Annotated in this window: 23 protein-coding genes; 11 read left to right on the top strand and 12 right to left on the bottom strand. The window is 71.3% G+C overall.

Annotated features, from left to right (window positions below):
- Positions 1-71: 71 nt before the first annotated feature.
- Entirely contained in the window at positions 72-1,223 is a 1,152-nt protein-coding gene (locus tag OHA84_RS23190; RefSeq protein WP_266969942.1) for a DUF4190 domain-containing protein, read from the bottom strand.
- Positions 1,224-1,367: 144 nt separating this feature from the next.
- Entirely contained in the window at positions 1,368-2,939 is a 1,572-nt protein-coding gene (locus tag OHA84_RS23185) for a S8 family peptidase (RefSeq protein ID WP_266969944.1), read from the bottom strand.
- Between the two features lie 264 nt (positions 2,940-3,203).
- On the opposite strand from OHA84_RS23185, the gene OHA84_RS23180 reads away from it, so the two are divergent.
- Together OHA84_RS23180 and OHA84_RS23175 are read left to right on the top strand one after the other, a co-directional pair.
- Complete coding sequence (locus tag OHA84_RS23180; protein WP_053677067.1) at positions 3,204-4,316, top strand: pyridoxal-phosphate dependent enzyme; 1,113 nt, start codon at positions 3,204-3,206, stop codon at positions 4,314-4,316.
- A 169-nt stretch (positions 4,317-4,485) separates the two neighbouring features.
- Positions 4,486-5,322, top strand: coding sequence for an isocitrate lyase/phosphoenolpyruvate mutase family protein (locus OHA84_RS23175; RefSeq protein ID WP_371591443.1), 837 nt, complete (start codon positions 4,486-4,488; stop codon positions 5,320-5,322).
- 83 nt (positions 5,323-5,405) lie between these two features.
- Here the strand turns inward: OHA84_RS23175 and OHA84_RS23170 are convergent, their stop codons facing one another.
- From OHA84_RS23170 to OHA84_RS23155, 4 genes are all read right to left on the bottom strand, one after another.
- A complete protein-coding gene (locus OHA84_RS23170) occupies positions 5,406-6,206 on the bottom strand; it encodes a serine protease (protein WP_053677066.1) in 801 nt (266 codons plus the stop codon).
- Positions 6,203-7,201 (bottom strand): alpha/beta hydrolase, encoded by a 999-nt coding sequence (locus tag OHA84_RS23165; RefSeq protein WP_371591442.1) that lies wholly within the window; start codon positions 7,199-7,201, stop codon positions 6,203-6,205. Before OHA84_RS23165 ends, OHA84_RS23170 begins: the two co-directional genes overlap by 4 nt.
- Before the next feature lie 373 nt (positions 7,202-7,574).
- Positions 7,575-8,609, bottom strand: a complete 1,035-nt coding sequence (locus tag OHA84_RS23160; protein ID WP_371591601.1) for an alpha/beta hydrolase — start codon at positions 8,607-8,609, stop codon at positions 7,575-7,577.
- 362 nt (positions 8,610-8,971) lie between these two features.
- Positions 8,972-9,409 (bottom strand): MarR family winged helix-turn-helix transcriptional regulator, encoded by a 438-nt coding sequence (locus OHA84_RS23155; protein WP_199826480.1) that lies wholly within the window; start codon positions 9,407-9,409, stop codon positions 8,972-8,974.
- Positions 9,410-9,595: 186 nt separating this feature from the next.
- Between OHA84_RS23155 and OHA84_RS23150 the strand changes: the two genes are divergently transcribed.
- From OHA84_RS23150 to OHA84_RS23140, 3 genes are all read left to right on the top strand, one after another.
- Entirely contained in the window at positions 9,596-10,582 is a 987-nt protein-coding gene (locus tag OHA84_RS23150; protein ID WP_266969948.1) for an SMP-30/gluconolactonase/LRE family protein, read from the top strand.
- Positions 10,583-11,327: 745 nt separating this feature from the next.
- Positions 11,328-11,594, top strand: coding sequence for a type II toxin-antitoxin system Phd/YefM family antitoxin (locus tag OHA84_RS23145; protein WP_053677063.1), 267 nt, complete (start codon positions 11,328-11,330; stop codon positions 11,592-11,594).
- Entirely contained in the window at positions 11,587-11,850 is a 264-nt protein-coding gene (locus tag OHA84_RS23140) for a type II toxin-antitoxin system RelE/ParE family toxin (RefSeq protein WP_266969950.1), read from the top strand. Before OHA84_RS23145 ends, OHA84_RS23140 begins: the two co-directional genes overlap by 8 nt.
- Positions 11,851-11,984: 134 nt before the next feature.
- Here OHA84_RS23140 and ychF read toward each other — a convergent pair whose 3' ends face one another.
- Positions 11,985-13,073 carry a redox-regulated ATPase YchF gene (gene ychF, locus OHA84_RS23135; RefSeq protein ID WP_266949602.1) on the bottom strand — a complete coding sequence of 363 codons (1,089 nt, stop codon included), beginning with the start codon at positions 13,071-13,073 and terminating at the stop codon, positions 11,985-11,987.
- Positions 13,074-13,207: 134 nt separating this feature from the next.
- Here ychF and OHA84_RS23130 point away from each other — a divergent pair, with 134 nt between their 5' ends.
- On the top strand, positions 13,208-13,705 hold the full coding sequence (locus OHA84_RS23130) for a DUF6542 domain-containing protein (protein ID WP_371591441.1): 498 nt from the start codon (positions 13,208-13,210) through the stop codon (positions 13,703-13,705).
- Between the two features lie 73 nt (positions 13,706-13,778).
- Here the strand turns inward: OHA84_RS23130 and ppgK are convergent, their stop codons facing one another.
- On the bottom strand, positions 13,779-14,525 hold the full coding sequence (gene ppgK, locus OHA84_RS23125; RefSeq protein WP_266949600.1) for a polyphosphate--glucose phosphotransferase: 747 nt from the start codon (positions 14,523-14,525) through the stop codon (positions 13,779-13,781).
- Between the two features lie 33 nt (positions 14,526-14,558).
- The gene (locus OHA84_RS23120) at positions 14,559-15,656 is read right to left on the bottom strand and encodes a 4-hydroxy-3-methylbut-2-enyl diphosphate reductase (protein WP_266969953.1); all 1,098 of its coding nucleotides are present in this window, start codon (positions 15,654-15,656) and stop codon (positions 14,559-14,561) included.
- A 95-nt stretch (positions 15,657-15,751) separates the two neighbouring features.
- Between OHA84_RS23120 and OHA84_RS23115 the strand changes: the two genes are divergently transcribed.
- From OHA84_RS23115 to OHA84_RS23100, 4 genes are all read left to right on the top strand, one after another.
- Positions 15,752-17,155 (top strand): APC family permease, encoded by a 1,404-nt coding sequence (locus tag OHA84_RS23115; RefSeq protein WP_266969955.1) that lies wholly within the window; start codon positions 15,752-15,754, stop codon positions 17,153-17,155.
- A 9-nt stretch (positions 17,156-17,164) separates the two neighbouring features.
- Entirely contained in the window at positions 17,165-18,439 is a 1,275-nt protein-coding gene (xseA, locus tag OHA84_RS23110) for an exodeoxyribonuclease VII large subunit (protein ID WP_266969957.1), read from the top strand.
- Between the two features lie 66 nt (positions 18,440-18,505).
- Entirely contained in the window at positions 18,506-18,745 is a 240-nt protein-coding gene (locus OHA84_RS23105) for an exodeoxyribonuclease VII small subunit (protein ID WP_053677056.1), read from the top strand.
- Positions 18,746-18,843: 98 nt separating this feature from the next.
- Positions 18,844-19,434 carry a malonic semialdehyde reductase gene (locus OHA84_RS23100; protein ID WP_053677055.1) on the top strand — a complete coding sequence of 197 codons (591 nt, stop codon included), beginning with the start codon at positions 18,844-18,846 and terminating at the stop codon, positions 19,432-19,434.
- A 134-nt stretch (positions 19,435-19,568) separates the two neighbouring features.
- Here OHA84_RS23100 and OHA84_RS23095 read toward each other — a convergent pair whose 3' ends face one another.
- Complete coding sequence (locus tag OHA84_RS23095; RefSeq protein ID WP_234349978.1) at positions 19,569-20,087, bottom strand: DUF4245 domain-containing protein; 519 nt, start codon at positions 20,085-20,087, stop codon at positions 19,569-19,571.
- A 225-nt stretch (positions 20,088-20,312) separates the two neighbouring features.
- Here OHA84_RS23095 and glpX point away from each other — a divergent pair, with 225 nt between their 5' ends.
- Positions 20,313-21,344 carry a class II fructose-bisphosphatase gene (gene glpX / locus OHA84_RS23090; protein ID WP_053677053.1) on the top strand — a complete coding sequence of 344 codons (1,032 nt, stop codon included), beginning with the start codon at positions 20,313-20,315 and terminating at the stop codon, positions 21,342-21,344.
- Between the two features lie 135 nt (positions 21,345-21,479).
- Here the strand turns inward: glpX and OHA84_RS23085 are convergent, their stop codons facing one another.
- Positions 21,480-21,878: a WhiB family transcriptional regulator gene (locus OHA84_RS23085; protein WP_053677052.1), complete on the bottom strand. Its 399-nt coding sequence runs from the start codon at positions 21,876-21,878 to the stop codon at positions 21,480-21,482.
- A 216-nt stretch (positions 21,879-22,094) separates the two neighbouring features.
- Entirely contained in the window at positions 22,095-22,763 is a 669-nt protein-coding gene (locus OHA84_RS23080; protein WP_053677098.1) for a DUF1707 and DUF2154 domain-containing protein, read from the bottom strand.
- Positions 22,764-22,773 lie beyond the last annotated feature (10 nt).

Genomic DNA, 22,773 nt, shown 5'->3' with positions numbered 1-22,773 from the left:
GGGCCAGAGTTTCACTCGAAGTGATGAAGCCAGGTCACTCAAACCCGTTACCGCGCGTTACACGGAAGCCCTCAGGTCGACTCCATCCGCGGACCGCGCGAGGGCTCGTCCCCCGGGTCCGCCAGCCAGTCCGGAACCCGCGTCGAAAGCCCGTACGCCCCGCGCAGTTCCTTCTCCGTGTCGACGTCGAGCGACCACACCGCCCGGTCCCACGCCTCGTCGAATTCGGCCGGCTTCGTCGCCCTCGCCGCGCGCTGCCACTCCTTGCGCGCCGCCTCGACCTCGCCCAGCTGCGCGCCCGCCGCGGCGCCGATCCCGGGCCGCCCCGAGACGCGTCGCAACAGCGCGGCCTGCACGGCGAGCGCCGTGTCGACCTCCCGGGCCCATGTGCGGCACTCGGACAGTGCCTCCTCGGGACCGCCCTCCGGTTGGCGCGCGAAGGCCTTGTCGACCCCGTTCATCGCCCGCAGGAACTCCGCCTGCTCCGGTTTCAGCATCCCGGCATCCTTGCGCAGGCTGCCCCGGTGTTCCTCACTCGACGTGCCGATGACGCACAGCAGACGCCGGTCGCCCTCGCGCCACAGCGCGCGCGTGGGGACGAAGTAGTACATCTCCGCGTAGGCGGGCACCGCCCACGTGTCCATCGCGTACGCGTCCTGCGCCTCCCAGCAGACGTCCGTCGCGGTGGACTCCAACCCGTCGTCGCCCGGGAAGGGTCCGTCGTCCAGGAGGGTCGAGGAGGTCACCTCGGCGTGGTGCACCTCCGTGCAGTCGACCGCGTGGACGAAGGTCGACTGCTTCATGAGGTCGCCGCCCGGAACGTTGAAGCAGTCGCCCGGCGCCATGTCGTCGATGGCGGTCCGGGAGCCCTCCACGTCGTCGCGCGCGACCACCGAGGAGTCGAGGTACCGGGAGAAGGAGTCCGCGTACTGCTGCGTGACGTACGCCGCGACCACGGTCATCACCACGGAGACGACCAGGCCCACGACGGCCAGCGCCCTGCCGCGCTCCCGCTTCCGCGCGATCTGCACCAGCGCCACGACGCCGAAGACGATGCCCAGCGGCGGCAGGCAGAGCAGGCCGACCAGCAGCGAGGCGAGGGCGAAACCGTTCAGCGCCGGCGGCCCCTGGGGCGGGGGCGGGGCCCACAGGGCCTGCGAGGAGGGCGGGGCCCACGGATTGGCCGGACCGGTGGGAGGGGTCGGCGGGGGCGGGTAGGTCACGAGGCGTGGTGCTCCATCACAAGGGCGCGAACGAATGCGCGAATAGTACGCAGCGGGGGCGACCGCCCTGTGGTCGCCCCCGCGGTTCATCGCCCGGCCGTACGGGTCTCCCCGCACCGCCTGCCCCTCCTCAGGGGCGCCCGGTCAGAACTGCAGCGCCCAGGAGTCGATCTTTCCGGTGTCCGCGCCCGCGAGGTCCGCGACGCGGAGCTTCCAGACGCCGTTGGCGACCTCGGAGGAGGCGTTCACGGTGAAGGTCTGGACGATGTTGTCCGCGCTGCCGCCGGTGCGGTTGCGCAGGTTGTACAGGGTGCCGTCGGGGGCGACCAGGTCGACCTTCAGGTCACCGACGTAGGTGTGCTTGATGTCCACCGGCACGCTGAGGGTGGCCGGGGCGTTGCCGGAGATCCCGCTGACCGTGATCGGCGACTCGACGGTGGAGTTGTCGTTGATCGCGTAGTCGGTCAGGTTCTCGAAGCGGGTGCCCGGGTTCGGCGGGGTGGTGGAGTTCCCCACGTTCAGCAGGCGGTTCGGGGAGCCGGTGCCGGCGCCGGTGACCACGTTCGGGGTGGCGGCGGCCACCAGGCCGGCCGAGACCTGCGCCGGGGTGCTCGTCGGGTTCTGCGACAGGTACAGGGCGGCGGCGCCCGCCACGTGCGGCGAGGCCATCGAGGTACCGGAGATGGTGTTCGTGGCGGTGTCCCCGGTGCCCCACGAGGAGGTGATCGAGGAGCCCGGCGCGAAGAGGTCGAGGATGGAGCCGTAGTTGGAGTAGCTCGCCTTCGCGTCGGTGTTGGTGGTGGCGCCGACCGTGATCGCCTCGGGGACGCGCGCCGGGGACTTGGTGCTCGCGTCGGTGGACTCGTTGCCCGCCGCGACGGCGTAGGTGATGCCGGCCGCGATCGAGTTGCGGACGGCGGTGTCGAGGGCGGAGTCGGCGCCGCCGCCGAGCGACATGTTGGCCACGGCCGGCTTGACGGCGTTGCGGGTCACCCAGTCGATGCCGGCGACGACCTGGGCCGTGGTGCCCGAGCCCTGGTTGTTGAGGACGCGAACGCCGACGATCTTGGCCTTCTTGGCCACCCCGTACGCCGTGCCGCCGACGGTGCCGGCGACGTGGGTGCCGTGGCCGTGGCCGTCCTGGGCGGTGTTGTCGTTGTCGATGGCGTCGTAGCCGTAGGAGGCGCGGGTGCCGAAGTCGGTGTGCGAGATCCGGACGCCGGTGTCGATGATGTACGCCGTGACGCCCTCACCGGCCTTGTCCGGGTACGTGTAGCTGTTGTCGAGCGGGAGTGCCCGCTGATCGATGCGGTCCAGGCCCCACGACGGCGGGTTGGGCTGGGTGGCGTCGACGGTGAAGGTGCGGTTCTGCACGACGGACTTGACGGCCGGGTCGGCGGCGAGCTTTCTGGCCTGCGCCTCGGAGACCTCGACGGAGTAGCCGTTGAGGGCGGCGCTGTAGGTCCGGTCGATCCTGGCCCCGTACCGCTTGGCGACGGCCTTCCCGCTGTCCGCGGTGGAGCGGGCGGCCGAGTCGTTCAAGGTCACGATGTAGCTGCCGGGGACGGCGCCCGAGGCGCCGGCGTTCTCGATGACGCCCTGCGGGCCGTCCGCCGCCGAGGCGGGTAACGCGGCGGCGGCGGCGAGCACGAGGGCCACGCCGGCGGTGGCGCTGACGCCGGCGATCTTCCGGCGGGTGTGACGCATCACGGACATGTGAGGGGTCCTCCTCATAGGTGGTGCGCTGCGGGGGGTGCGGTGCGTGGGTGGGTGCGATGCCGTGTGGTGCGGCGGGTGTGGCGGGTGTGGCGGGGCGCACGGGAACGGGACCCGAAAAGACATGGCCATGACAAGCCGTCGGATCCAACGGGCCCTCGCCTACGAAAGGTTGACCCACCCTCTCGCCATCCCACAAGAGGACAACGGACGCGTAACATCCGTGCCATACAACGGCCATGAAAGAGCAAAGGCGATCCGCACATGACGCACGCACTGCCTGGCTACGTCTGCCCCGAGGACGGCACCCGTGCCGACGTCCGCACGGCGCCGTGGTGCTGCCCGGTGTGCGCCGGACCCTGGGACCTCGACTTCACACCCGATCCGGCCGGCCCGCTGGAACCGTCGGCCGGACCCAACTCGCTGTGGCGCTACGGCGCCGCGCTCCCCCTGCCGGGGGCGTTCTCCGTAACCCTCGCGGAGGGCAACACTCCGCTCGTTCCGCTCGTGGAGCGGATTCACGCCAAGCTCGACTTCCTGATGCCCACGCTGTCCTTCAAGGACCGGGGCGCGGTCATGCTCGTGGAACTGGCCCGGCGACTGGGCCCGGAGCGGGTCGTCGCCGACAGCAGCGGCAACGCCGGAACGTCCGTCGCGGCCTACTGCGCCCGCGCCGGCCTGAGTTGTGAAGTTTTCGTGCCCGAGGGCACCTCGGAGAAGAAGACCGCGCAGATGCGGGCGCACGGGGCGACCGTCCGGGTGGTGCCGGGCGGCCGCGAGGCCACCGCCGCGGCCGCCCGGGCGGTGGCGGACGAGCCGGGGGTCTTCTACGCGAGCCACGTCTTCAACCCGTACTTCCTCCAGGGCACCAAGACGTACGCGTACGAGGTCTGGGAGGAACTGGGCGGGCGGCTGCCGGAAGCCCTGGTGGTCCCCGTGGGCAACGGCACCCTGCTGCTCGGGGCCGCGCTGGCGGCGGAGGAGCTGGCCCGGCGCGGGGTACGGCCGCCCGCGCTCATCGCGGTGCAGGCGCGGGAGGTGTCCCCGCTGGCGGCGGCCTTCCACGCGGGCGCCGAGGACGCCGCCCCGGTGCCGCAACGGCCCACCCTGGCCGAGGGGATCGCCATCCCGGCGCCGCCGCGCGCCCGGCAGATCCTCGCGGCGGTCCGCAAGTCCGGCGGGACCTTCGTGACGGTGTCGGAGGACCGGCTGCGGGCGGCCCAGCGGGACCTGGCGGCGCGGGGCCTGTTCGTCGAGCCGACGGCGGCGGCCTGCTGGGCGGCGGTCGCGCCGGGCGCCCCCTCGGACCCGCTCCAGGGTCGGACGGCGGTCGTCCCCCTGTGCGGCGCGGGCGCCAAGACGGGGCTCGCACCCTGACCGCCCGGCCGGCTGACCGCCTGCCCGCCCGCCCGGAGCCCCGCGGGGCCCGCCCGGGGGCGGCCGGGCGGCGGAACGGCCGGGCAGGGAACGGGCGGACACCGTGCCTGCCGGGCATCGTGACGGAAATTCGCCGGCCGCCGGCCGCCCCGGCTGCTGGACTGACCCCGTGAACGACATCCTCGATCCAGCCCGCCGGGCCGCCCAGGTCGCCCGTGCCACCGCCTTCGCCGGCCTGCACACCCCCGCCTCCCCACTCGCCCTGGCCAACGCCTGGGACGTGGCCGGTGCCCGTCTCGTCGAGGCGGCCGGCGGGGCCGCCGTCGCCACCACCAGCGCCGGGGTCGCCTGGTCCCTCGGCGCGCCCGACGGGGACGCCCTGGCCCGGGACCGCGCCCTGGACCTCGTCGCCCGGGTGGCCGCCGCCGTGTCGGTGCCCGTCACCGCGGACATCGAGGGCGGCTTCGGCGCCGACGCCGCCGGGGTGGCGGAGACCGTGGCCGGGGTACTGGCCGCCGGCGCGGCCGGGATCAACATCGAGGACGGCAACCGGGCGCCCGCCGATCACGCGGAGCGGCTGGCCGCGGCCCGCGCCGTCGCCGAGACGGCCGGCGTCCCGCTCTACGTCAACGCCCGCGTGGACACGTACCTCTTCGGCCTCGGGGAGCCGGGTGGCCGGCTCGACGAGACCCTGAGGCGTGCCGCCGCCTACCTGGAGGCCGGCGCCACCGGAATCTTCGTCCCCGGAGTCACCGATCCCGCCACCGTCGCCGAGCTCGCCAAGGGCATCGACGCCCCGCTCAACGTCCTCGTCGGCCCGGGCGCCCCCACGGTGGCGGAGCTCGGCGCCCTCGGCGTCGCCCGGGTCTCCCTCGGATCGTGGATGGCCGAGGCCGCGTACGCCGTCGTCCGCCGGGCCACGGAGGAGATGCTCCGGGAGGGCACGTACACCTCCCTCGCCGGGTCCCTCCCCTACGGCGAGTTGAACGCCCTGCTCAAGGGCTGAGCACCGGGCCGGGGGTGAGGGTCGGGGGGGATCGGAGATCGGGGGCAGGTCAGCAGCCGGGTTCGGCCCGGGGCCCGGGCGGGTCAGCCGCGCGCGGCGCTCTCGTACAGCGCCTTGGCACGCTCGTCGTACAGCGCCGCCGTGGAGTCCACGTCCGTGTCCCCGCCGCTCAGCACCCCGATCAACCGGCCCGGCTGCCCCGACCCGCCCCGGTCGGCGATCCAGGGGCTGCCGCTCGTCCCCGTCCAGAAGCCCGAGCAGGCGATGTACAGCATGTCGGGGTCGTTCTCGTCGTGCCGGGTCTGGGTGGTGCAGGAGACGGGCTGGTTCCGCGGGTTGTGCCCGGACTCCGGGTAGCCGACGACGGTGACGTCCCGTTCGTACCCGGAGGTCCAGTCGGCCTTCGGTGCCTCGCCGCGGCCGACCCGGTCCTGGAGGCTGCGCCCGTTCTCGTCCGGCTCGACGGTGAGGAAGGCGAAGTCGACGGTGTCGTCGCCCCACTTCCTCCAGCGGTCGTCGACGTGGACCGAGCGGACCTTCCACACGCCGAGGGGCGGATGGCCGTCGCCCTCGCCGGAGAAGGCGGGTGCGAAGGCGAGCGCGCCGATGGCGAGGCCGTCGTGCGCGACCTGGCCGGGCACCCCGTCCTCGCCGGCGGGGACCACGCAGTGCGCGGCGGTGGCGACGACGTTCCCCTCGGGGCTGTCGACGACGCTCGCCGTGCACCAGTGCTCCCCGTTGGCCGTGAGCACCCCTACGGTGGGGAAGGGGTGCACCGGCCGCTCCTGGAACGGCTTGAGGAATCCGAGGGCGAACACGGCGGCGAACACCGCGGCGATCCCGGCGGCCGCGGCCGCGGACACGCCCTTCGCCCTCGTGCTCATCTCGCCTCGGGCGCGCCCACGCTGGTCGGGGTCGGCGCGGCCATCACCTTGCTGATCCACGCGAGGGAGCCCTCCTTCATGCCGCGTACGTACGACTTTCCGTTGTGCTCACCATCCTGGATCACCTGGAGGCGGGTGTGCACGGGGCCCTTCCCGTAGCTCTTCATGAACTTCTCGGCGAGAGCGCGACCGCTCTCCTTGGTGCCGATCTGGAAGTTGACGTATACGTCCGGGCCACCCTCCTTGATCAACTTCGCGGCCAGCCTCTCCGGGTTGTTCGCGTCCATGGCCTGCCTGTTCCCCTTCCACAGCGGGGAATCGGGGACCATGTCCACTCCGCTGGCGATGACCGCCTTGAAGCGGTGGGGGAACTTCAGGACGTGCTTGAGGGCACCGAAGCCGCCGGAGGAGGAGCCCATGAAGGCCCAGCCGTCACGCGAGTCGAAGGTGCGGAAATTGGCCCGGGTGAAAGCGGGGATGTCCTCGGCCATCCAGGTGCCCATCTTCGGCTGGCCGGGAATGTCCGAGCCGTCGAAGTGGTGCTTGGTGTCCGCGTTGATCACCGGCATGACGAGGATGAAGGGCAGGCTGGTACCGGTCTTCACCCCGTTGCTCACGGCCTGCTGCAGACCGAGGCCGGGACCCGTCCCCCAGTAGTTCTTGGGGTAGCCGCGACCCCCGGGGAGCGAGATCAGGACCGGGAAGGCGCTCTTGGCGTACCGCGGGTCGTCGTACTCCTTCGGCGCCCACACCCACACGTCGCCCTTGAATCCCGACTTCGCGCCGGTGATGGTCGTCTGGGCGATCTGGGTGCCGTCCGGCAGCCGGGAGCTACGGACGAACGAGGCCTTCGGACCGGTGGGCATGCGCACGCCCGGTGTGACGTCCCCGGTGGCCGCGGCCGGCTCGTGGGACGCGCCGAAGGACACCGGATCCCCTATGTCCGAGAAGACGCCGAACGCGTAGGCCGCCGCGCCGCCCCCCGCGAGGGCCACGGCGAGGGCTCCGCCGATCAGGGCCGGGCGCCTCCTTGGGCGACGTCGTCCGTCGGTCGCGAGATGCCGTCCATCGGTCGCATGGTCGGCGTCACGTTGTTGTTCTTGCAGCACGACTTCTTTTCCCGTTCCTTCTCCTGCGCTCGCACCGAGCGCGGGTCGGACCGACAGGTCCCCCCTGTGCACACCTGTCAGAGTTGTGAACGACGTGATGGGTTGCCTGGGAGCGGGGCGACGTGGCGCGCGCCACCCGGACCGGTGTGCGGACCGCTCGGGCGCGGGGCGGGCTCTGTCGGGGCCGTGGTCTGTCGGGGTCGGGGCCCGTCGGGGGACCTGTCGGGGTCGGGGCCTGTCAGGGGGGTCTCGGGGTGGGTCACCCGGCTTCCGGCTTCGGGCCCTTCAACACCTTGCTGATCCATTCCAGCGAGCCTTCCTTCATGCCGCGCACGTAGTGCCAGCCGTTGTGCTCGCCGTTCTGTATGTCCCGGATGGTGATCTTGACGGGACCCTTGCCGTACTCCCGCTGGAACTGGAGCATCCGGTCCTTGCCCGTCTCCTTCGTCCCGACCTGAAAGTTGATGTAGACCTCCGGACCGTTGGCGTCGATCAGCTTCTTGGCGAGCTTCTCGGGATCGTTCGCGTCCATCTCCGCCTGGTGACCCTTCCAGAGCGGGGAGTCGGGAACGATCTCGCCACCACTGGCGATCACGGCTTTGAACCTGTCCGGGTGCTGGAGGACCTGCTTCATCCCGACGAAGGCGCCGGAGGAGGAGCCCATGAAGGCCCAGCCGTCGCGGGATTTGTACGTACGGAAGTTGGCGCGGGCGAAGTCCGGTATGTCCTCGGCGAGCCACGTGCCCATCTTGGGCCGGCCCGGGATGTCCGCGCCGTCGTAGTAGTACTTGTTGTCCGGGTTGAGTACGGGCATGACCAGGATGAACGGCAGGCTGGTGCCGGCGCGGACGCCCTCACTGACGGCCTTCTGCAGACCCAGGCTGCGGTCGGCCCAGTAGTTCGCCGGGAAGCCGTTGCCCCCGGGGAGCGCGATGAGCACCGGGAAGGCGCTCTTCTCGTACTCCTTCTCGCCGTACTCCTTCGGCGTCCACACCCAGACGTCCCCCTCGAAGCCGGACTTGGCGCCGGCGAGGCGGGTCTTGGCGATGATCGTGCCGTCGTCGAGCTTGGCGGTCTGCTTGAAGTCGGACTTCGGTCCGACGGGCAGCGACACGTCCGGATCACCGGTCGGCGGCGCCGGCGCCGCCGGGGAGGAACCGCCCGGCTTCGGGTCGTCGGACCCCACCGCCGCCGGGACGTCCTTGCCGAAGCTCACGCTCTCCCCGTTGCCGGAGAACCACTCGTTCTTCCAGGCGGCGAACCCGCCGGCGCCGAGCACCACCACGAGCACCAGGGGCACGCCGACCCACAGGGCGCGCCGGGAACGCCTGGGCCCGCGCGGCTCGGGCGACGGCCGATCCCCCTCGGGCGGCTGGTACGACCGGTCCGGACCGTACGACCGGTCCGGACCGTGGTACGACCGATCGGGATCGTACGGCTGGTCATCAGGCCGCGGGCGCTGCGGGTACTGGTGCACGAACTTCGCTCCGAACGGTCATGGCTGCCCCAGCGGGACAGAACGGCTGGGCATCCCTTCAGTCCTGATGCACGAGAACTGCCGGGAGTTCCAAACCAGACAAAAACATGACACGGATCTCACCGCGGGAGCACGGGGTCAGCAGGCGGGGACCGGGGTGCGCCCCGGGTCGCCCTCACTCACTTCAGGGTGCCGAGCACCCGTGTACACCGGCCCAGCAGCTCGACGAGCCGCTCGCGCTCCTCATCCGTGAACTCCGCGGCCAGCGCCCGCTCCACCCGTACCGCACCCGCGTCGGCCAGCTCCATCACGGCCCGCCCCTCGATCGTGAGCCGCGTCTCCAGGACGTTGCCGTGCCATTCATGCGCGGTCCGCTCGACGAGGCCGCGCTCCTGGAGGTTCTTCAGGACGGTGTTCATCGTCGGCGGGGTGACTCCGCACAGCCGGGAGAGCGCCGCGGCGGAGATACCGGGCTTCTCGGCGAGCCAGAGCAGGGCGGCGTACTGCGGAACCGTCACCGCCGCCGGCTTGCACGCGGTGTTCTTCGCCGCGAGGAGGGCCTGCTCGGCGCGCTTGAGGTGAGAACCGATGCGCTCCTCGGCGGGCATGGAAGTCATTCCGGCATCCTACGACCCTTGCCAATCATTAGACCTCTAACATAGATTCGCACTCACCTGATCGAATGCCCCCTCACGATGCCATGCATCCGATCAGCCATGCCCGCGCGCCACGCCCCTTGCCCGATGACCGATGCCCACTGACGCCCACTGATGCCGACTGATGCCGAGAACGGGAAACCGACGATGAAGCTCGCACCTGCCACCAAGCTCCTGACCCTGCCCCTGACCGCTGCCCTCGCCGGCGTTCTCGCCCTGGGCACCGCGCCCGCCCAGGCCTCGGACACCCGCGTCTCCACCGCCTTCTCCCTCCCGGGCGCCAAGATCTACCCGGAGGGCATCGCGGCGGACGCCCGCACGGGCACGGTCTACGTCGGCTCGTACGCCGACGGCACCGTCTACCGCACCCGCCCCGGCCACCGCACCGCCGAGGTCTTCCTGCCCGCGGGCACCGACGGCCGCGACACCGCGAACGGCCTCTTCGTCGACGACCGGGGCCGCCTGTGGGTCACCGACTCCACCACGGGCGTGGCGGTGTACGACACCCGCACCGGCACCCGCCTCGCCCACTTCGAGGTCACCGGCGGCGAACCGTCCTTCGTCAACGACCTGACCGTCACCCCGGACGGCACGGCCTACCTGAGCGACAGCGTCCGCGCCGTCGTCTACCGCGTCACGCCCGCCCAACTGGCCACCGGCTCCGGCCCATTGGAAGCGGCGTACGACCTGAGCGACCGGCTGACCCCGTCACCGGCCGGCAGCTTCTCCCTCAACGGCATCGTCGCGGACCCGGCCGGCCGCTACCTGCTCACCGTCGACATGACCGCGGGCGACCTCCACCGCATCGACCTGCGCACGGGCGCCCTCTCCCGCGTCGCCCTCAGCGGCGGCGACCTCAAGGCCGCCGACGGCCTGCACCTCTCCCCCGGCGGCGTCCTGCGCGTGGCCCACAACACCACCAACACCCTGACCCGCTGGCAGCTCACCCCCGACGGCACCCGTGCCCGCCTGACCCGCACCCTGACGGACCCGGGCCTCCAGATCCCCACGACCCTGACCCGTACGGCCGGCCGCACCCTGATCGTCCGCTCCCAGTTCGACCAGGGCGGCCCCATGAACCCGGGCCACGGCACCCCGACCACCTTCACGATCGCCTCGACCCGAGCCCTGTGACACCCAGCCACCCCGACCCCGGCCGCCCCACGACCATCGTCGACCTCCTCGATCAGCAGAAGGAGACACCATCGGCCCTCCCGGCATGAGCCGCGGGCCGCTATGTGAAGCCGTGACCGCACTGCCCGACCGGATGCGCCCGCCACGCGCGGAAGGCTGGTTCGCGGAGGGCTGGTTCGCGGAGGACTGGTTCGCGGAGGACCTGGCCCGCCTCCCCGAGGCACCACGCCACACCGAGCTGATCGACGGAGCCGTTATCTCATCCGCTCAGACGTTGAAGCAGAATGTGCAGCGCAGGGCTCTCACCTGCGGAAACGCGGTTCTGGGCGGGCCAAGCCAGCACGGAATCAGCACGGGAAAACAAGGTCGACGCTCCCACCCCCGAGGCCGAGCCGGCGGATCAGAGCTTCAGTAACGCGGCATGTTCGGGATCGCCTTCTCCGCGAGTCCGATGAGCGCCTCCACCTTCGCCAAGTCGGCCGTGACCTCTTCCGGCGTCACGGTGGGGGCGTCCGACGACCGGTACTCGACCTCGTTGCGCGGGTCGGACTCGCCAGAGCCCGGCCCCTTCTGAAGTGCGCATCTGACGAAACTACCTACACGTTCGGCACAGGGCTCCGACCTGCAGAAACGCGGTTCTGAACGTGGTCATCCAGCACCGATCCAGCACGGTGCGAGTTCATCCAGCACGTCCAGCACACCCCCCGCGTTGTGTACATATGGCACACTCTGTACGCTTGGGCGCATGAGTCAGATGCCCATAGAGTCCATCCGCGACGTGCGCGCACACCTGGCCGAGGTCGTGGAGCGCGCGGACCGCGACGACGTGCCCACGGTGATCACGCGCCGAGGCAAGGAAGTCGCCGCCGTCGTCTCCATCGACGTGCTGCGCAAGTATCAGGAGTGGGAAGAGCGCGAGATCAACCGGATCATCGACGAGCGCATGGCCAACCCGGCGCCCGGAATCCCGATCGAGGACATCATGAGGGAGACGCTGGCGCGCAGTGAGTGAGTACCGGACCGTCTTCCGGCCCGAGGCGCAGGCCGAGCTCCGGAAGATCCCTCGCGACGTGGCGCTGCGCATCCTGGCCAAGCTGACCGAGCTGGAAACCGACCCTCTCGGCTTCAACACCACCGCACTCGCGTCCCAGCCCGAACGTCGCCGCCTCCGCGTCGGCGACTACCGCGTCGTCTACACGATCGACAACGGGGAATTGGTGGTCTGGGTCGTTCACGTCGGACACCGGTCCACCGTTTACGAGGCCTGATCGCCGCTGACCCCGCGTCAGAATATCCAGCACCAATCCAGCACGGTGACGACGAAGGGGTCGGGCTCAACAGAGCCCGACCCCTCCTGACCTGCATGTTTGCCACGTCAGCGACGTGGTGTTATTTCATCCGCTCAGACGTTGAAGCGGAACTCCACCACGTCGCCGTCCTGCATGACGTAGTCCTTGCCTTCCATGCGGGCCTTGCCCTTGGCGCGGGCCTCGGCCACCGAGCCGCAGTCGACCAGGTCGGCGAAGGAGATGATCTCGGCCTTGATGAAGCCGCGCTGGAAGTCGGTGTGGATGACGCCGGCGGCCTCGGGGGCGGTGGCGCCCTTCTTGATGGTCCAGGCGCGGGTTTCCTTCGGGCCGGCCGTCAGGTAGGTCTGCAGGCCCAGGGTGGTGAAGCCGACGCGGCCCAGCGTGGCCATTCCCGGCTCCTCCTGGCCGACCGACTGGAGGAGTTCGAGGGCTTCCTCGTCGTCGAGCTCGATCAGCTCGGCCTCCAGCTTGGCGTTCAGGAAGATCGCCTCGGCCGGGGCGACCAGGGCGCTCTGCTCGGCCTTGAAGGCGTCGTCCGTCAGCTCGTCCTCGTCGACGTTGAAGACGTAGAGGAAGGGCTTGACGGTGAGCAGGTGCAGTTCGTGGAGGAGGTCGCCCTGCTCCGTGCCCTTGCTGATGCCCTGCGAGAAGAGGGTGTGGCCCTCTTCGAGGATCTTCTGCGCCTTCTCGACCGCGGCCAGGACCGCGACCTTCTCCTTCTGGAGGCGGGACTCCTTCGTCAGGCGCGGCACCGCCTTCTCGATGGACTGGAGGTCGGCGAGGATCAGCTCGGTGTTGATCGTCTCGATGTCGTCCTTGGGCGAGACCTTGCCGTCGACGTGGACGACGTTCTCGTCCTTGAAGGCGCGGATGACCTGGCAGATCGCGTCCGACTCGCGGATGTTCGCGAGGAACTTGTTGCCCAGGCCCTCGCCCTCGGAGGCGCCGCGGACGATGCCCGCGATGTCGACGAAGTCGACGGTGGCCGGGAGGACCTTCTGCGATCCGAAGATGCCCGCGAGGACGGCCAGCCGCTGGTCCGGGACACCGACGACGCCGACGTTCGGCTCGATGGTGGCGAACGGGTAGTTGGCCGCCAGCACGTCGTTCTTGGTCAGGGCGTTGAACAGGGTCGACTTGCCGACATTCGGCAGGCCGACGATTCCGATCGTGAGCGACACGTTGGCGACTTCCCGTAGCTGGAGGGGGCGGCGGCCCGGGATGGGCCGTCGGACAGTTTACTTTCCGATGAGTGGCGCTCGTTGTACGCGTGTCCGGGCCCTCGGACAGGGGCCTCCCCGCCTAGTTTGGTGGGGTGGAGCACTACAGGGCGCGTTCAGTACGTCACCCGCGGGAGCAGATCCCGAGGCAGCAGACCCCGGGGGCGGCTCGCCCGACGAAGCCGGCCCCTGCCCGGCGGCGGCTGCCCCGGCCGCGGCTGACCGGCCTCGGTGGCGGGCTCTTCGCGTGTGTGGCGATGGCGGTGGTCGCGGGGATCGTCTGGCTGCTGTTCGACGCGTCGCTGTTCGCTTACGGGCTGCTCTTCCTGCCCGTGGCCGCCACGACCGCGCTCTGGGTGCGTCCCGCCGACCTGATCACCGCCCCCATCAGTGCCCCGATCGCGTTCGCGGTCGGGGTCTGGCCCGTCTCCGGGGGTTCCGGTGGCATCGGCGGGCAGCTGATGGGGATCGTGTCGGCGTTGTCCCTGCACGCCGGCTGGCTGTACGCGGGAACGGTCGTCGCGGCCCTGATCGCGCTGGTGCGCAAGGCCGTGCTGATCGGGAAGCGCCGCATGCCCCGCCGGGTGGTCTGAGCCCACCCGGGCCGGGTGGTCGCAGCCACCCCGCCCGTGACCTGACGGCCGCCCCCCGACCCCGCCGCCAGGCCTAGGCCGACGGGCCGCGGGCCGCCATCGCCGCTCCGACGATGCCCGCGTTGTTCTGGAGCTTCGCCGGCACGATCTCCGCGCGGATCCCCTCGATCAAGGGCAGGAACTTCTCCGGCTTGCGGCTGACGCCGCCCCCGAGGATGAAGAGTTCCGGGGAGAAGAGCATCTCCACGTGTTCCAGGTACTTCTGGAGCCGGTGCGCCCAGCGCTCCCAGGTGAGGTCGTGGTCCTCCTTGGCCTTGACCGACGCGCGCTTCTCCGCGTCGTGGCCGTGCAGTTCCAGGTGGCCCAGTTCGGTGTTGGGGACGAGTCGGCCGTCCGTGAAGAGCGCGCTGCCGATGCCGGTGCCCAGGGTGAGCAGGATGACGGTGCCGGAGACCCCTTTGCCGGCGCCGTACGTCATCTCCGCGACCCCGGCCGCGTCGGCGTCGTTCAGGACGGTCACCGCTTGGCCGTCCAGGCGCTCCGACAGCAGGGCCGCCGTGTCGACCCCGATCCAGGCCTTGTCCATGTTGGCGGCCGTACGGGTGACCCCGCCGGTGACGACGCCCGGGAAGGTGACTCCCACCGGGCCCTTCCAGTCGAAGTGGCGGACCACGTCGACGACACGGTCGGCCACCCCGTCGGGGGTGGCCGGCTGTGGTGTCAGTTCCTTGTGGCGCTCTTGCGCCAACTCGCCGCGCTCCAGGTCCACGGGAGCGCCCTTGATACCGGATCCGCCGATGTCCACGCCGAAGATCTGCATGGGACCACCGTAGAGAAAACGGCGGCGAAGGGCCTACTTCTCGGTCGCGCCGGTCGTACCCGTAGCGCCGGTCGCACCCGTAGCCCCGGCCGTTCCCGTCGCACCCGTCGCCCCGGCAGCGCCCGCCTCGGTGTCGCCCGCCCCCGCGACGAGTCCCGCCGCCTCGGCGCGCAGGTCGCGGCGGAGTTCCTTGGGCAGCGAGAAGACGATCGACTCCTCGGCCGTCTTGACGATCTCCACGTCGGCGTAGCCGCGCTGCGTCAGCCACTCCAGTACTTCCTCGACCAGGACCTCCGGCACCGAGGCGCCCGAGGTCAGGCCGACGGTGGTGACGCCCTCCAGCCAGGCCTCGTCGATCTCGCTCGCGAAGTCGACCAGGTGGGCGGCGCGCGCGCCGGCGTCCAGGGCCACCTCGACGAGGCGGATCGAGTTCGAGGAGTTCTTGGAGCCGACGACGATGACCAGGTCGGAGTCGGCGCCCATCACCTTGACCGCGGCCTGGCGGTTCGAGGTGGCGTAGCAGATGTCGTCGCTCGGCGGCGAGACCAGCAGCGGGAACTTGGTCTTCAGGGCGTCGACCGTCTCCATGGTCTCGTCGACGGAGAGGGTGGTCTGGGAGAGCCAGACGACCTTCGACTCGTCGCGGACCCGCACGTTGGCGACGTCGTCGGGGCCGTCCACGATGGTGATGTGGTCGGGGGCCTCGCCGGAGGTGCCGATGACCTCCTCGTGGCCCTCGTGGCCGATGAGGAGGATGTCGAAGTCGTCGTTGGCGTAGCGGATGGCTTCCTTGTGGACCTTGGTGACCAGCGGGCAGGTCGCGTCGATCGTCGCGAGCCGGCCGCGGGCCGCCTCCTCGTGGACCACGGGTGCCACGCCGTGCGCGGAGAACATCACGATGGAGCCCTCGGGGACCTCCTCCGTCCGCTCGACGAAGATGGCGCCCTTCTTCTCCAGCGTCTGGACGACGTACTTGTTGTGGACGATCTCGTGGCGTACGTAGACCGGCGCACCGTACTGCTCAAGGGCTTTCTCGACGGCGATCACGGCTCGGTCGACGCCCGCGCAGTATCCGCGCGGGGCGGCGAGCAGGACGCGGCGGGAAGCGGGAGCAGAGGAGGGAGCAGTCATACGCTCCATCGTACGGGGGTCTCCAGCAGGCCGGTCGTCGCCCGTTCGGCACAAACTGGGTCGAACCTCTGTCCTGCTGCTCCCCCGGAGGAACGATGGCGTCCGTGACGGATTCCGGTTCGGCCTCCGAGGCTCCCGCGACGTTGCGGCGCAGCCTCGGCTTTCGCGATCTGGTGGTCTACGGGCTGCTGTTCATCGCCCCGATGGCCCCGGTCGGGATCTTCGGCACCCTCGACGCCAAGTCGCACGGCGCGGTGGCCCTCGTCTACCTCTGCGCGACCGTCGCGATGGCGTTCACGGCGTTCTCGTACGCGCAGATGGTCCGGGTGGCCCCGCAGGCCGGTTCGGTCTTCACGTACGCCCGCAAGGGGCTCGGCGAGGGGCCGGGGCTGATCGCCGGGTGGATGGCGATGCTGGACTACCTGCTGATCCCCGCGGTGGCGTACCTGTTCTCCGGCATCGCGATGAACGCCTTGGTGCCGGAGGTGTCCCGGTGGGTGTGGACGGCGCTGGCGGTGGTGGTGACCACCCTGCTGAACCTGTGGGGCGTACGGGCGGCCGCGCGGGTGGGTTTCGCGGTGCTGGCCATGGAGATCGTGGTGCTGCTGGTGTTCCTGGTCGCGGCGGTGGTGGCGCTGGCCGAGGGCGGGGCGCGGCGCGGCTGGCTGTCGCCGTTGACGGGGGACGGTTCGCTGGACTTCTCGACGGCGGCCGTGCTGGGGGCGGTGTCGGTGGCCGTGCTGTCGTACCTGGGCTTCGACGCCATCGCCTCCTTCGCGGAGGAGGTGACGGGCGGCAGTGCGAAGGTGGCGCGGGCGGTGCTGTTCTGTCTGGCGCTGACGGGGGTGCTGTTCATCGCGCAGACCTATCTGGCGGCGCTGCTGAGCCCGATGACGGCGGCGGAGCTGGCGGCCGATCCGGGTGCGCAGGGACCGGCGTTCTACAACACGGTGGAGTCGGCGGTCGGGTCCTGGTTGCACGACCTGGTGGCGGTGAGCAAGGCGATCGGGGCGGCGTTCGCGGCGTTGGCCGGGCAGGCGGCGGCGGGTCGGCTGCTGTTCGCCATGGCCCGGGAGCGGCGGCTCCCGCACGTCCTGTCGCGGACCTGGGGCGGGACCCCGCGGGCGGCGCTGCTGGTGGCGGCGACGGTGACGCTGGTCGCGGCGGTGTGGGCGGCGCGGCGCGACGACGGGCTGGACCATCTGGTGTCGGTGGTGGACATCGGGGCGCTGGTGGCGTTCACGCTGCTGCACGCGTCGGTGGTGGGCTGGTTCGTGGTGCAGCGGCGGGAGGGGCCGCCGAACTGGTTCAAGCACCTGGTGATCCCGGTGCTGGGTGCGGCCGTGACCGTCGCGGTGATCGTCGAGGCCTCGCGGGCGGCGCAGCTGGTGGGTGCCGTGTGGCTGGTGGTGGGGTTGGGGGTGTGGGTGGTCCAGCGGGGCCGACGCGCCGGGGATCGGGTCGCCGGGCCCGGGGACGGTGTCGGTTCTGGCGGTTAGCCTGCCTGCATGGGTCTGAATACGTCGGCTGACGCGCCGCTGCCGGTCGGTCGGGTGTCCCGACTCATCGGGGGCTGGATCGACAAGCTCGGTCAGGTGTGGGTGGAGGGGCAGATCACCCAGTTGTCCCGGCGGCCGGGGGCGGGGGTGGTCTTCCTGACGCTGCGCGACCCGTCGCACGACATCTCGCTCAGCGTGACCTGTTTCCGCCAGGTGTTCGACGAGGTCGCGGACGCGGTGACGGAGGGCGCGCGGGTCGTCGTCCTGGCCAAGCCGGAGTGGTACGCCCCGCGCGGGCAGTTGTCGCTGCGGGCCACGGAGATACGGCCCGTCGGCATCGGGGAGTTGCTGGCCCGCCTGGAGAAGCTCAAGCGGTCGTTGGCCTCCGAGGGCCTGTTCGCGGCGGACCGCAAGAAGTCGTTGCCGTTCCTGCCGCAGCTGATCGGGCTGGTGGTGGGGCGGGCCTCGGCGGCCGAGCGGGACGTGTTGGAGAACGCCCGGCGGCGCTGGCCGGCGGTCCGTTTCGAGGTGCGCAACGTGGCCGTGCAGGGGGTGCACGCGGTGCCCCAGGTGATCGAGGCGGTCAAGGAGCTCGACGCGCTGCCGGAGGTCGACGTGATCATCGTGGCGCGCGGCGGGGGCAGCGTGGAGGACCTGCTGCCGTTCTCCGACGAGGAGGTCGTGCGGACGGTCGCGGCCGCCCGTACCCCGGTGGTCTCGGCGATCGGGCACGAGCCGGACTCCCCGCTGCTGGACCTGGTCGCGGACCTGCGGGCGTCGACGCCCACGGACGCGGCGAAGAAGGTGGTCCCGGACGTCGGGGAGGAGCTGGAGCGCGTGAGCCAGCTCCAGGCGCGCGGGCTGCGCGCGGTGCGCGGGCTGCTCGACCGGGAGGAGCGGGGGCTCGCCCACGCCCTGGCCCGGCCGGTGTTCGTGCATCCGCAGCGGATGGTGGAGACCCGGGAGGCCGAGGTGGAGGCGCTGCTGGCGCGCGGTCGGCGGACGCTGGGGCACCTGCTGGACCGGGCGGATTCCGAGCTGGCGCACACCCGGGCCCGGGTGGTGGCGCTGTCGCCGGCGGCGACCTTGGAGCGCGGGTACGCGGTGCTCCAGCGGGCCGACGGGCACGTGGTGCGTTCGCCGCGGGACGTCGCGCCGGACGAGGTGCTGCGCGCGCGGGTGGCGGCGGGCGAGTTCCACGTACGGGTCGAGGCCGAAGCGGCCCCGGACGGCACCCCGGACGGCGGCGAGGGCCCGGCCGAGGGCGTGGCCGACGCCGGATGAGCCCGGGGGACGTCGACACGTTCCGGCAACAAAATCGTTGTACTACACATATAAGGTGGCACGGGAATGGCTGAAACCGAGACGGCGCCGGGTTACGAGCAGGCCCGCGACGAGCTGATCGAGGTCGTCCGCAAGCTGGAGGCGGGTGGCACCTCCCTGGAGGACTCGCTCGCGCTCTGGGAGCGCGGCGAGGAGCTGGCGACGGTGTGCCGGCACTGGCTGGAGGGGGCCCGGGCTCGACTGGACTCGGCCCTGGCCGCCCGGGACGGGGCGACCGAGGACGCGGAGGGCGCTCGCGGGGAGTGATCCCGGTCACCCCCGGAGCCATTTAGTTGAAGGTTCACATACCTCGGGTCTACGGTGATGACATCGCGCCACACCTCCGTACAGAAGAAGGCTTTTCGATGTCTCTCGTTCTCGACGCCGCCGCTCAGGACCTGCTGTTCCGCGAGGCCCGCACCGCCAACTCGTTCGCCGACGAGCCGGTGACCGAGGAGCAGGTCCAGGCGATCTACGACCTCGTGAAGTACGGCCCCACCGCGTTCAACCAGACGCCGCTGCGCATCACCCTCGTCCGCTCCCCCGAGGCCCGCGAGCGCCTCGTGAAGCACATGGCCGAGGGCAACCAGGCCAAGACCGCCGCCGCCCCGCTGGTCGCGATCCTGTCGGCGGACAACGAGTTCCACGAGGAGCTCCCGCAGCTCTTCCCGCACTTCCCGCAGGCCAAGGACGCGTTCTTCTCCGAGCGCCCGGTCCGCGAGCAGTCCGCCCTGGTCAACGCCTCGCTGCAGGCCGGCTACTTCATCCTCGGCGTCCGCGCCGCCGGCCTGGCCGCGGGCCCGATGACCGGCCTTGACTTCGCCGGTGTCCAGAAGGAGTTCCTGGACGCCGACCACACCCCGCTGATGGTCGTCAACATCGGCAAGCCGGGCGAGCCCGCCGCCTTCGGTCGCTCCCCGCGCCTGGAGTTCGACCAGGTCGTCACCACCGTCTGAGTCGAGACCCGGCCGCCGCGACTCGCGCGCGCCGAGTCGTGACACGACAAGAGGCCGCCCACCCCGAATCCCGGGGTGGGCGGCCTCTTCCGTCGTTCACGAGCCCGTGCGTCACGGCACGGATCGGCCCGAACTCAGCTCCCCTGCTTGAACTCCAGCGCCGACACCATCGCGCCGAGCCCGTCGAAGGAGGCCGTCCCGGTCACCACGGTGACGTATCCCTGCTCCTGGCGGACGAGGGCGTCGTACTTCTCGCCGTCCCACAGCTCCCAGGACCGGTCGCCGATCTGCCGGGTCTCCCCCGTGGCCTTCGCCTGCTGTGTCAGCTTCGCGAGGCGCTTGGCCGAGGCGTCGGTGCTCTGCTCCACGGCCACGTACTGCTTCTGCGGGTCCAGGAAGCCCAGGTGCCAGGCGTTGTCGTCCTTCCGGTCGAAGGTGACCGAGGTCGCGCGCCACTGCGCGGGGAGCCCCGCGGGCGCGGCGACCGGGTACGGCGCCGCGCGGCGGGCCGTGGCCGTCTCCACCCGGTAGTCGACCACCCGTGTCGGGTCCGCCTTCTCGTCGTGCGGGATGAACATGTATATCCCCGCGACGACGACACCGATCACCGCCAGCGATCGGACCATGTCCCAAACCGTCTGCTTGCCCTTCATACCTGCCACGGCTCCATGGTCCCCCATCGGCCGGGGCGATCACCCCCGGGGTGGGGCGTCGTGACACCCGCCGGGAGGCCCCGCCGGCGCAAGGCGTCCGCTCAGGCCAAACGGCTGACCGATATTCCGCTCATTCGTGACCCGCTCTGCTCAATATGTCGACGTACCGATAGAGTTCCAGCACCCTCACATCCCGGCCGTCGCCGTACAGAAAGGTGCGCTCCGATGACCGAGCACAACCTGCCGCCCCAGCTCGAAGTCTCTCCCGAAGCCCCCGACCGCAACCTCGCCCTGGAGCTCGTCCGGGTGACCGAGGCCGCAGCCATGGCCGCGGGCCGGTGGGTCGGCCGCGGTGACAAGCTCGGCGCGGACGGCGCCGCGGTCAACGCGATGCGGACCCTCATCTCCACCGTGTCGATGAACGGCGTCGTCGTCATCGGCGAGGGGGAGAAGGACGAAGCCCCCATGCTCTTCAACGGCGAGCGGGTCGGCGACGGCACCGGCGCCGAGGTCGACATCGCCGTCGACCCGATCGACGGCACCACCCTGAACGCCAAGGGCATGCCGAACGCCATCGCCGTCCTGGCCGCCGCCGACCGCGGCACCATGTTCGACCCGTCGGCCGTCTTCTACATGGAGAAGCTGGTCACGGGCCCCGAGGCCGCCGACTTCGTCGACATCAACGCCCCCGCCTCGGTGAACATCCGTCGCGTCGCCAAGGCCAAGCAGATGGCCGTCGAGGACGTCACCGTGGTCATCCTCGACCGCCCCCGACACGAGGGCATCGTCAAGGAGATCCGCGAGACCGGCGCGCGGATCAAGTTCATCTCCGACGGCGACGTCGCGGGCTCGGTCATGGCGGTGCGCGAGGGCACCGGCGTGGACCTGCTCCTCGGCATCGGCGGCACTCCCGAGGGCATCATCTCGGCGTGCGCCATCAAGTGCCTCGGCGGCACCATCCAGGGCAAGCTGTGGCCCAAGGACGAGGCGGAGCGCCAGAAGGCCATCGACGCGGGCCACGACCTGGACCGGGTCCTGCACACGAACGACCTGGTGTCCGGCGACAACGTCTTCTTCGTCGCCACCGGCATCACGGACGGCGAGCTGCTGCGCGGTGTCCACTACCGCTCGGCGACCGCGACCACGTCCTCGCTGGTCATGCGGTCCAAGTCGGGGACGATCCGCCAGATCGACTCCACCCACCGGTTGTCGAAGCTGCGCGCGTACAGCGCGATCGACTTCGACCGCGCCCAGTAGGAGCGGACGGGCCGGCGCAACGGCGCGGCGAGAGGGGCGGTCCCGTGTGCGGCGGGCCCGCCCCTCTCGCGTACGTGCCGGTTCGCCCCGTACGAGCTCTCGCGTTGCCCCGTACGAGCTCTCGCGCTCCGGGGCTCAGCCCGCTGCGGCGATCGTGCCGGCGCCGCTGCCGGGGCGCAGTTCCGCGGCCCGCCGGCGCCGGCGGGCCAGTACGACGCGCCGCTCGGCGGCGGTGAGTCCGCCCCATACCCCGTAGGGCTCGGGCTGGAGCAGCGCGTGCTCCCGACAGGCGACCATCACGGGGCAGCGTGCGCAGACCCGCTTGGCGGCCTCCTCGCGGGCCAGACGGGCCGCGGTGGGCTCCTTGGAGGGCGCGAAGAACAGGCCCGCCTCGTCCCTGCGGCACACCGCCTCCGCGTGCCAGGGGCCGTCCTCTTCCCTTGCCGGCACCCGCGGCCTCGGCACGGCGGTCGGACGCGCCTGAAGACTCTTGACGGCGGCTACCTGCAGGGACTGATGCGGCGGATGCGGCACGGTCTACTCCTGACGACGTATACGCGAGCGAGAGACGATGCACCTGTCCCTACCCGCTGTACGCCCCCCTATGCACTGCGTGCCGCGCGTCGGCCGCTCCGGCGAAGTTCGACCGAAACGCGCCCCCCGCACCACGCGCACGCCGGTCAAAGTCCGTTCGCGGTCCGGTCGGAGGCCGCTCGGGGCCCGACCGGAGCGCCGCCGCCGGCTCTGCCGTCAGCGGTCGAAGCGCTTGCGCATCCGGTCCGCGAGGTCGACGAGACGGGCGCCGAGCCTGGGCCTGGCCTCGATGTTGGCCAGCAGCGCGAAGCCCCGGACGATCACCACCGGGGCCTGGGGGTCGGTCTCCCCGCGACTGCGGCCGTGTACCTCGAAGTTGCCGAGGACCCCGCTGCCGTAGCCACGGAGGGTGACGTTCTCCGGTACCAGGACCTCGACGTTGCCGAGGACGGCGGTGACGTTGATCTCGGTGACCTGCTGCTCGAAGACGGCCTCGGTGAGGTCGATGGTGATGTCCCCGAAGACCGACACGGCGCGGGTGTGCGCGCCCGGGCGCCAACGGCCCCGGCGGGAGGAGCTGCTGAACACGGCGACGACCGTCTCGACCGGCCCGGACGCCGGCGCGGCGACGGGGGTGGCGCTCGCGGGGCCGGAGCCGGCGACCGCGGGAAGGTCCCTCACGAGCACGTCCAGTTCCCCGACCGTCTTGACGGCGTAGAGGGTGTCCAGGCGGTCGGAGTGCTCCTCGGCGGTCAGTCGGCCCTCGGCCACGGCGTCGGCGAGGATCTGCGCGATCCGGTCCCGGTCGGCGTCGGAGGCGCGCAGCTCGGCGGCCGGGGCGGCAGCGGATGCGGCGGGGGCGGCGGTGTGCTTTTCCAGGTCCACGCGGACCAGC

The organism is Streptomyces sp. NBC_00513 (assembly GCF_041431415.1).
Lineage (GTDB): Bacteria > Actinomycetota > Actinomycetes > Streptomycetales > Streptomycetaceae > Streptomyces.
This window is presented reverse-complemented; position numbering and strand designations above follow the sequence as displayed.

Bases quoted from the DNA above. Each gene is read 5' to 3' on its own strand.
- OHA84_RS23185 (WP_266969944.1), bottom strand. From the start codon at position 2,939: ATGTCCGTGATGCGTCACACCCGCCGGAAGATCGCCGGCGTCAGCGCC.
- OHA84_RS23180 (WP_053677067.1), top strand. From the start codon at position 3,204: ATGACGCACGCACTGCCTGGCTACGTCTGCCCCGAGGACGGCACCCGT.
- OHA84_RS23170 (WP_053677066.1), bottom strand. From the start codon at position 6,206: ATGAGCACGAGGGCGAAGGGCGTGTCCGCGGCCGCGGCCGCCGGGATC.
- OHA84_RS23155 (WP_199826480.1), bottom strand. From the start codon at position 9,409: ATGACTTCCATGCCCGCCGAGGAGCGCATCGGTTCTCACCTCAAGCGC.
- OHA84_RS23150 (WP_266969948.1), top strand. From the start codon at position 9,596: ATGAAGCTCGCACCTGCCACCAAGCTCCTGACCCTGCCCCTGACCGCT.
- OHA84_RS23145 (WP_053677063.1), top strand. From the start codon at position 11,328: ATGAGTCAGATGCCCATAGAGTCCATCCGCGACGTGCGCGCACACCTG.
- ppgK (WP_266949600.1), bottom strand. From the start codon at position 14,525: ATGCAGATCTTCGGCGTGGACATCGGCGGATCCGGTATCAAGGGCGCT.
- OHA84_RS23120 (WP_266969953.1), bottom strand. From the start codon at position 15,656: ATGACTGCTCCCTCCTCTGCTCCCGCTTCCCGCCGCGTCCTGCTCGCC.
- OHA84_RS23115 (WP_266969955.1), top strand. From the start codon at position 15,752: ATGGCGTCCGTGACGGATTCCGGTTCGGCCTCCGAGGCTCCCGCGACG.
- xseA (WP_266969957.1), top strand. From the start codon at position 17,165: ATGGGTCTGAATACGTCGGCTGACGCGCCGCTGCCGGTCGGTCGGGTG.
- OHA84_RS23105 (WP_053677056.1), top strand. From the start codon at position 18,506: ATGGCTGAAACCGAGACGGCGCCGGGTTACGAGCAGGCCCGCGACGAG.
- OHA84_RS23100 (WP_053677055.1), top strand. From the start codon at position 18,844: ATGTCTCTCGTTCTCGACGCCGCCGCTCAGGACCTGCTGTTCCGCGAG.
- OHA84_RS23095 (WP_234349978.1), bottom strand. From the start codon at position 20,087: ATGAAGGGCAAGCAGACGGTTTGGGACATGGTCCGATCGCTGGCGGTG.
- glpX (WP_053677053.1), top strand. From the start codon at position 20,313: ATGACCGAGCACAACCTGCCGCCCCAGCTCGAAGTCTCTCCCGAAGCC.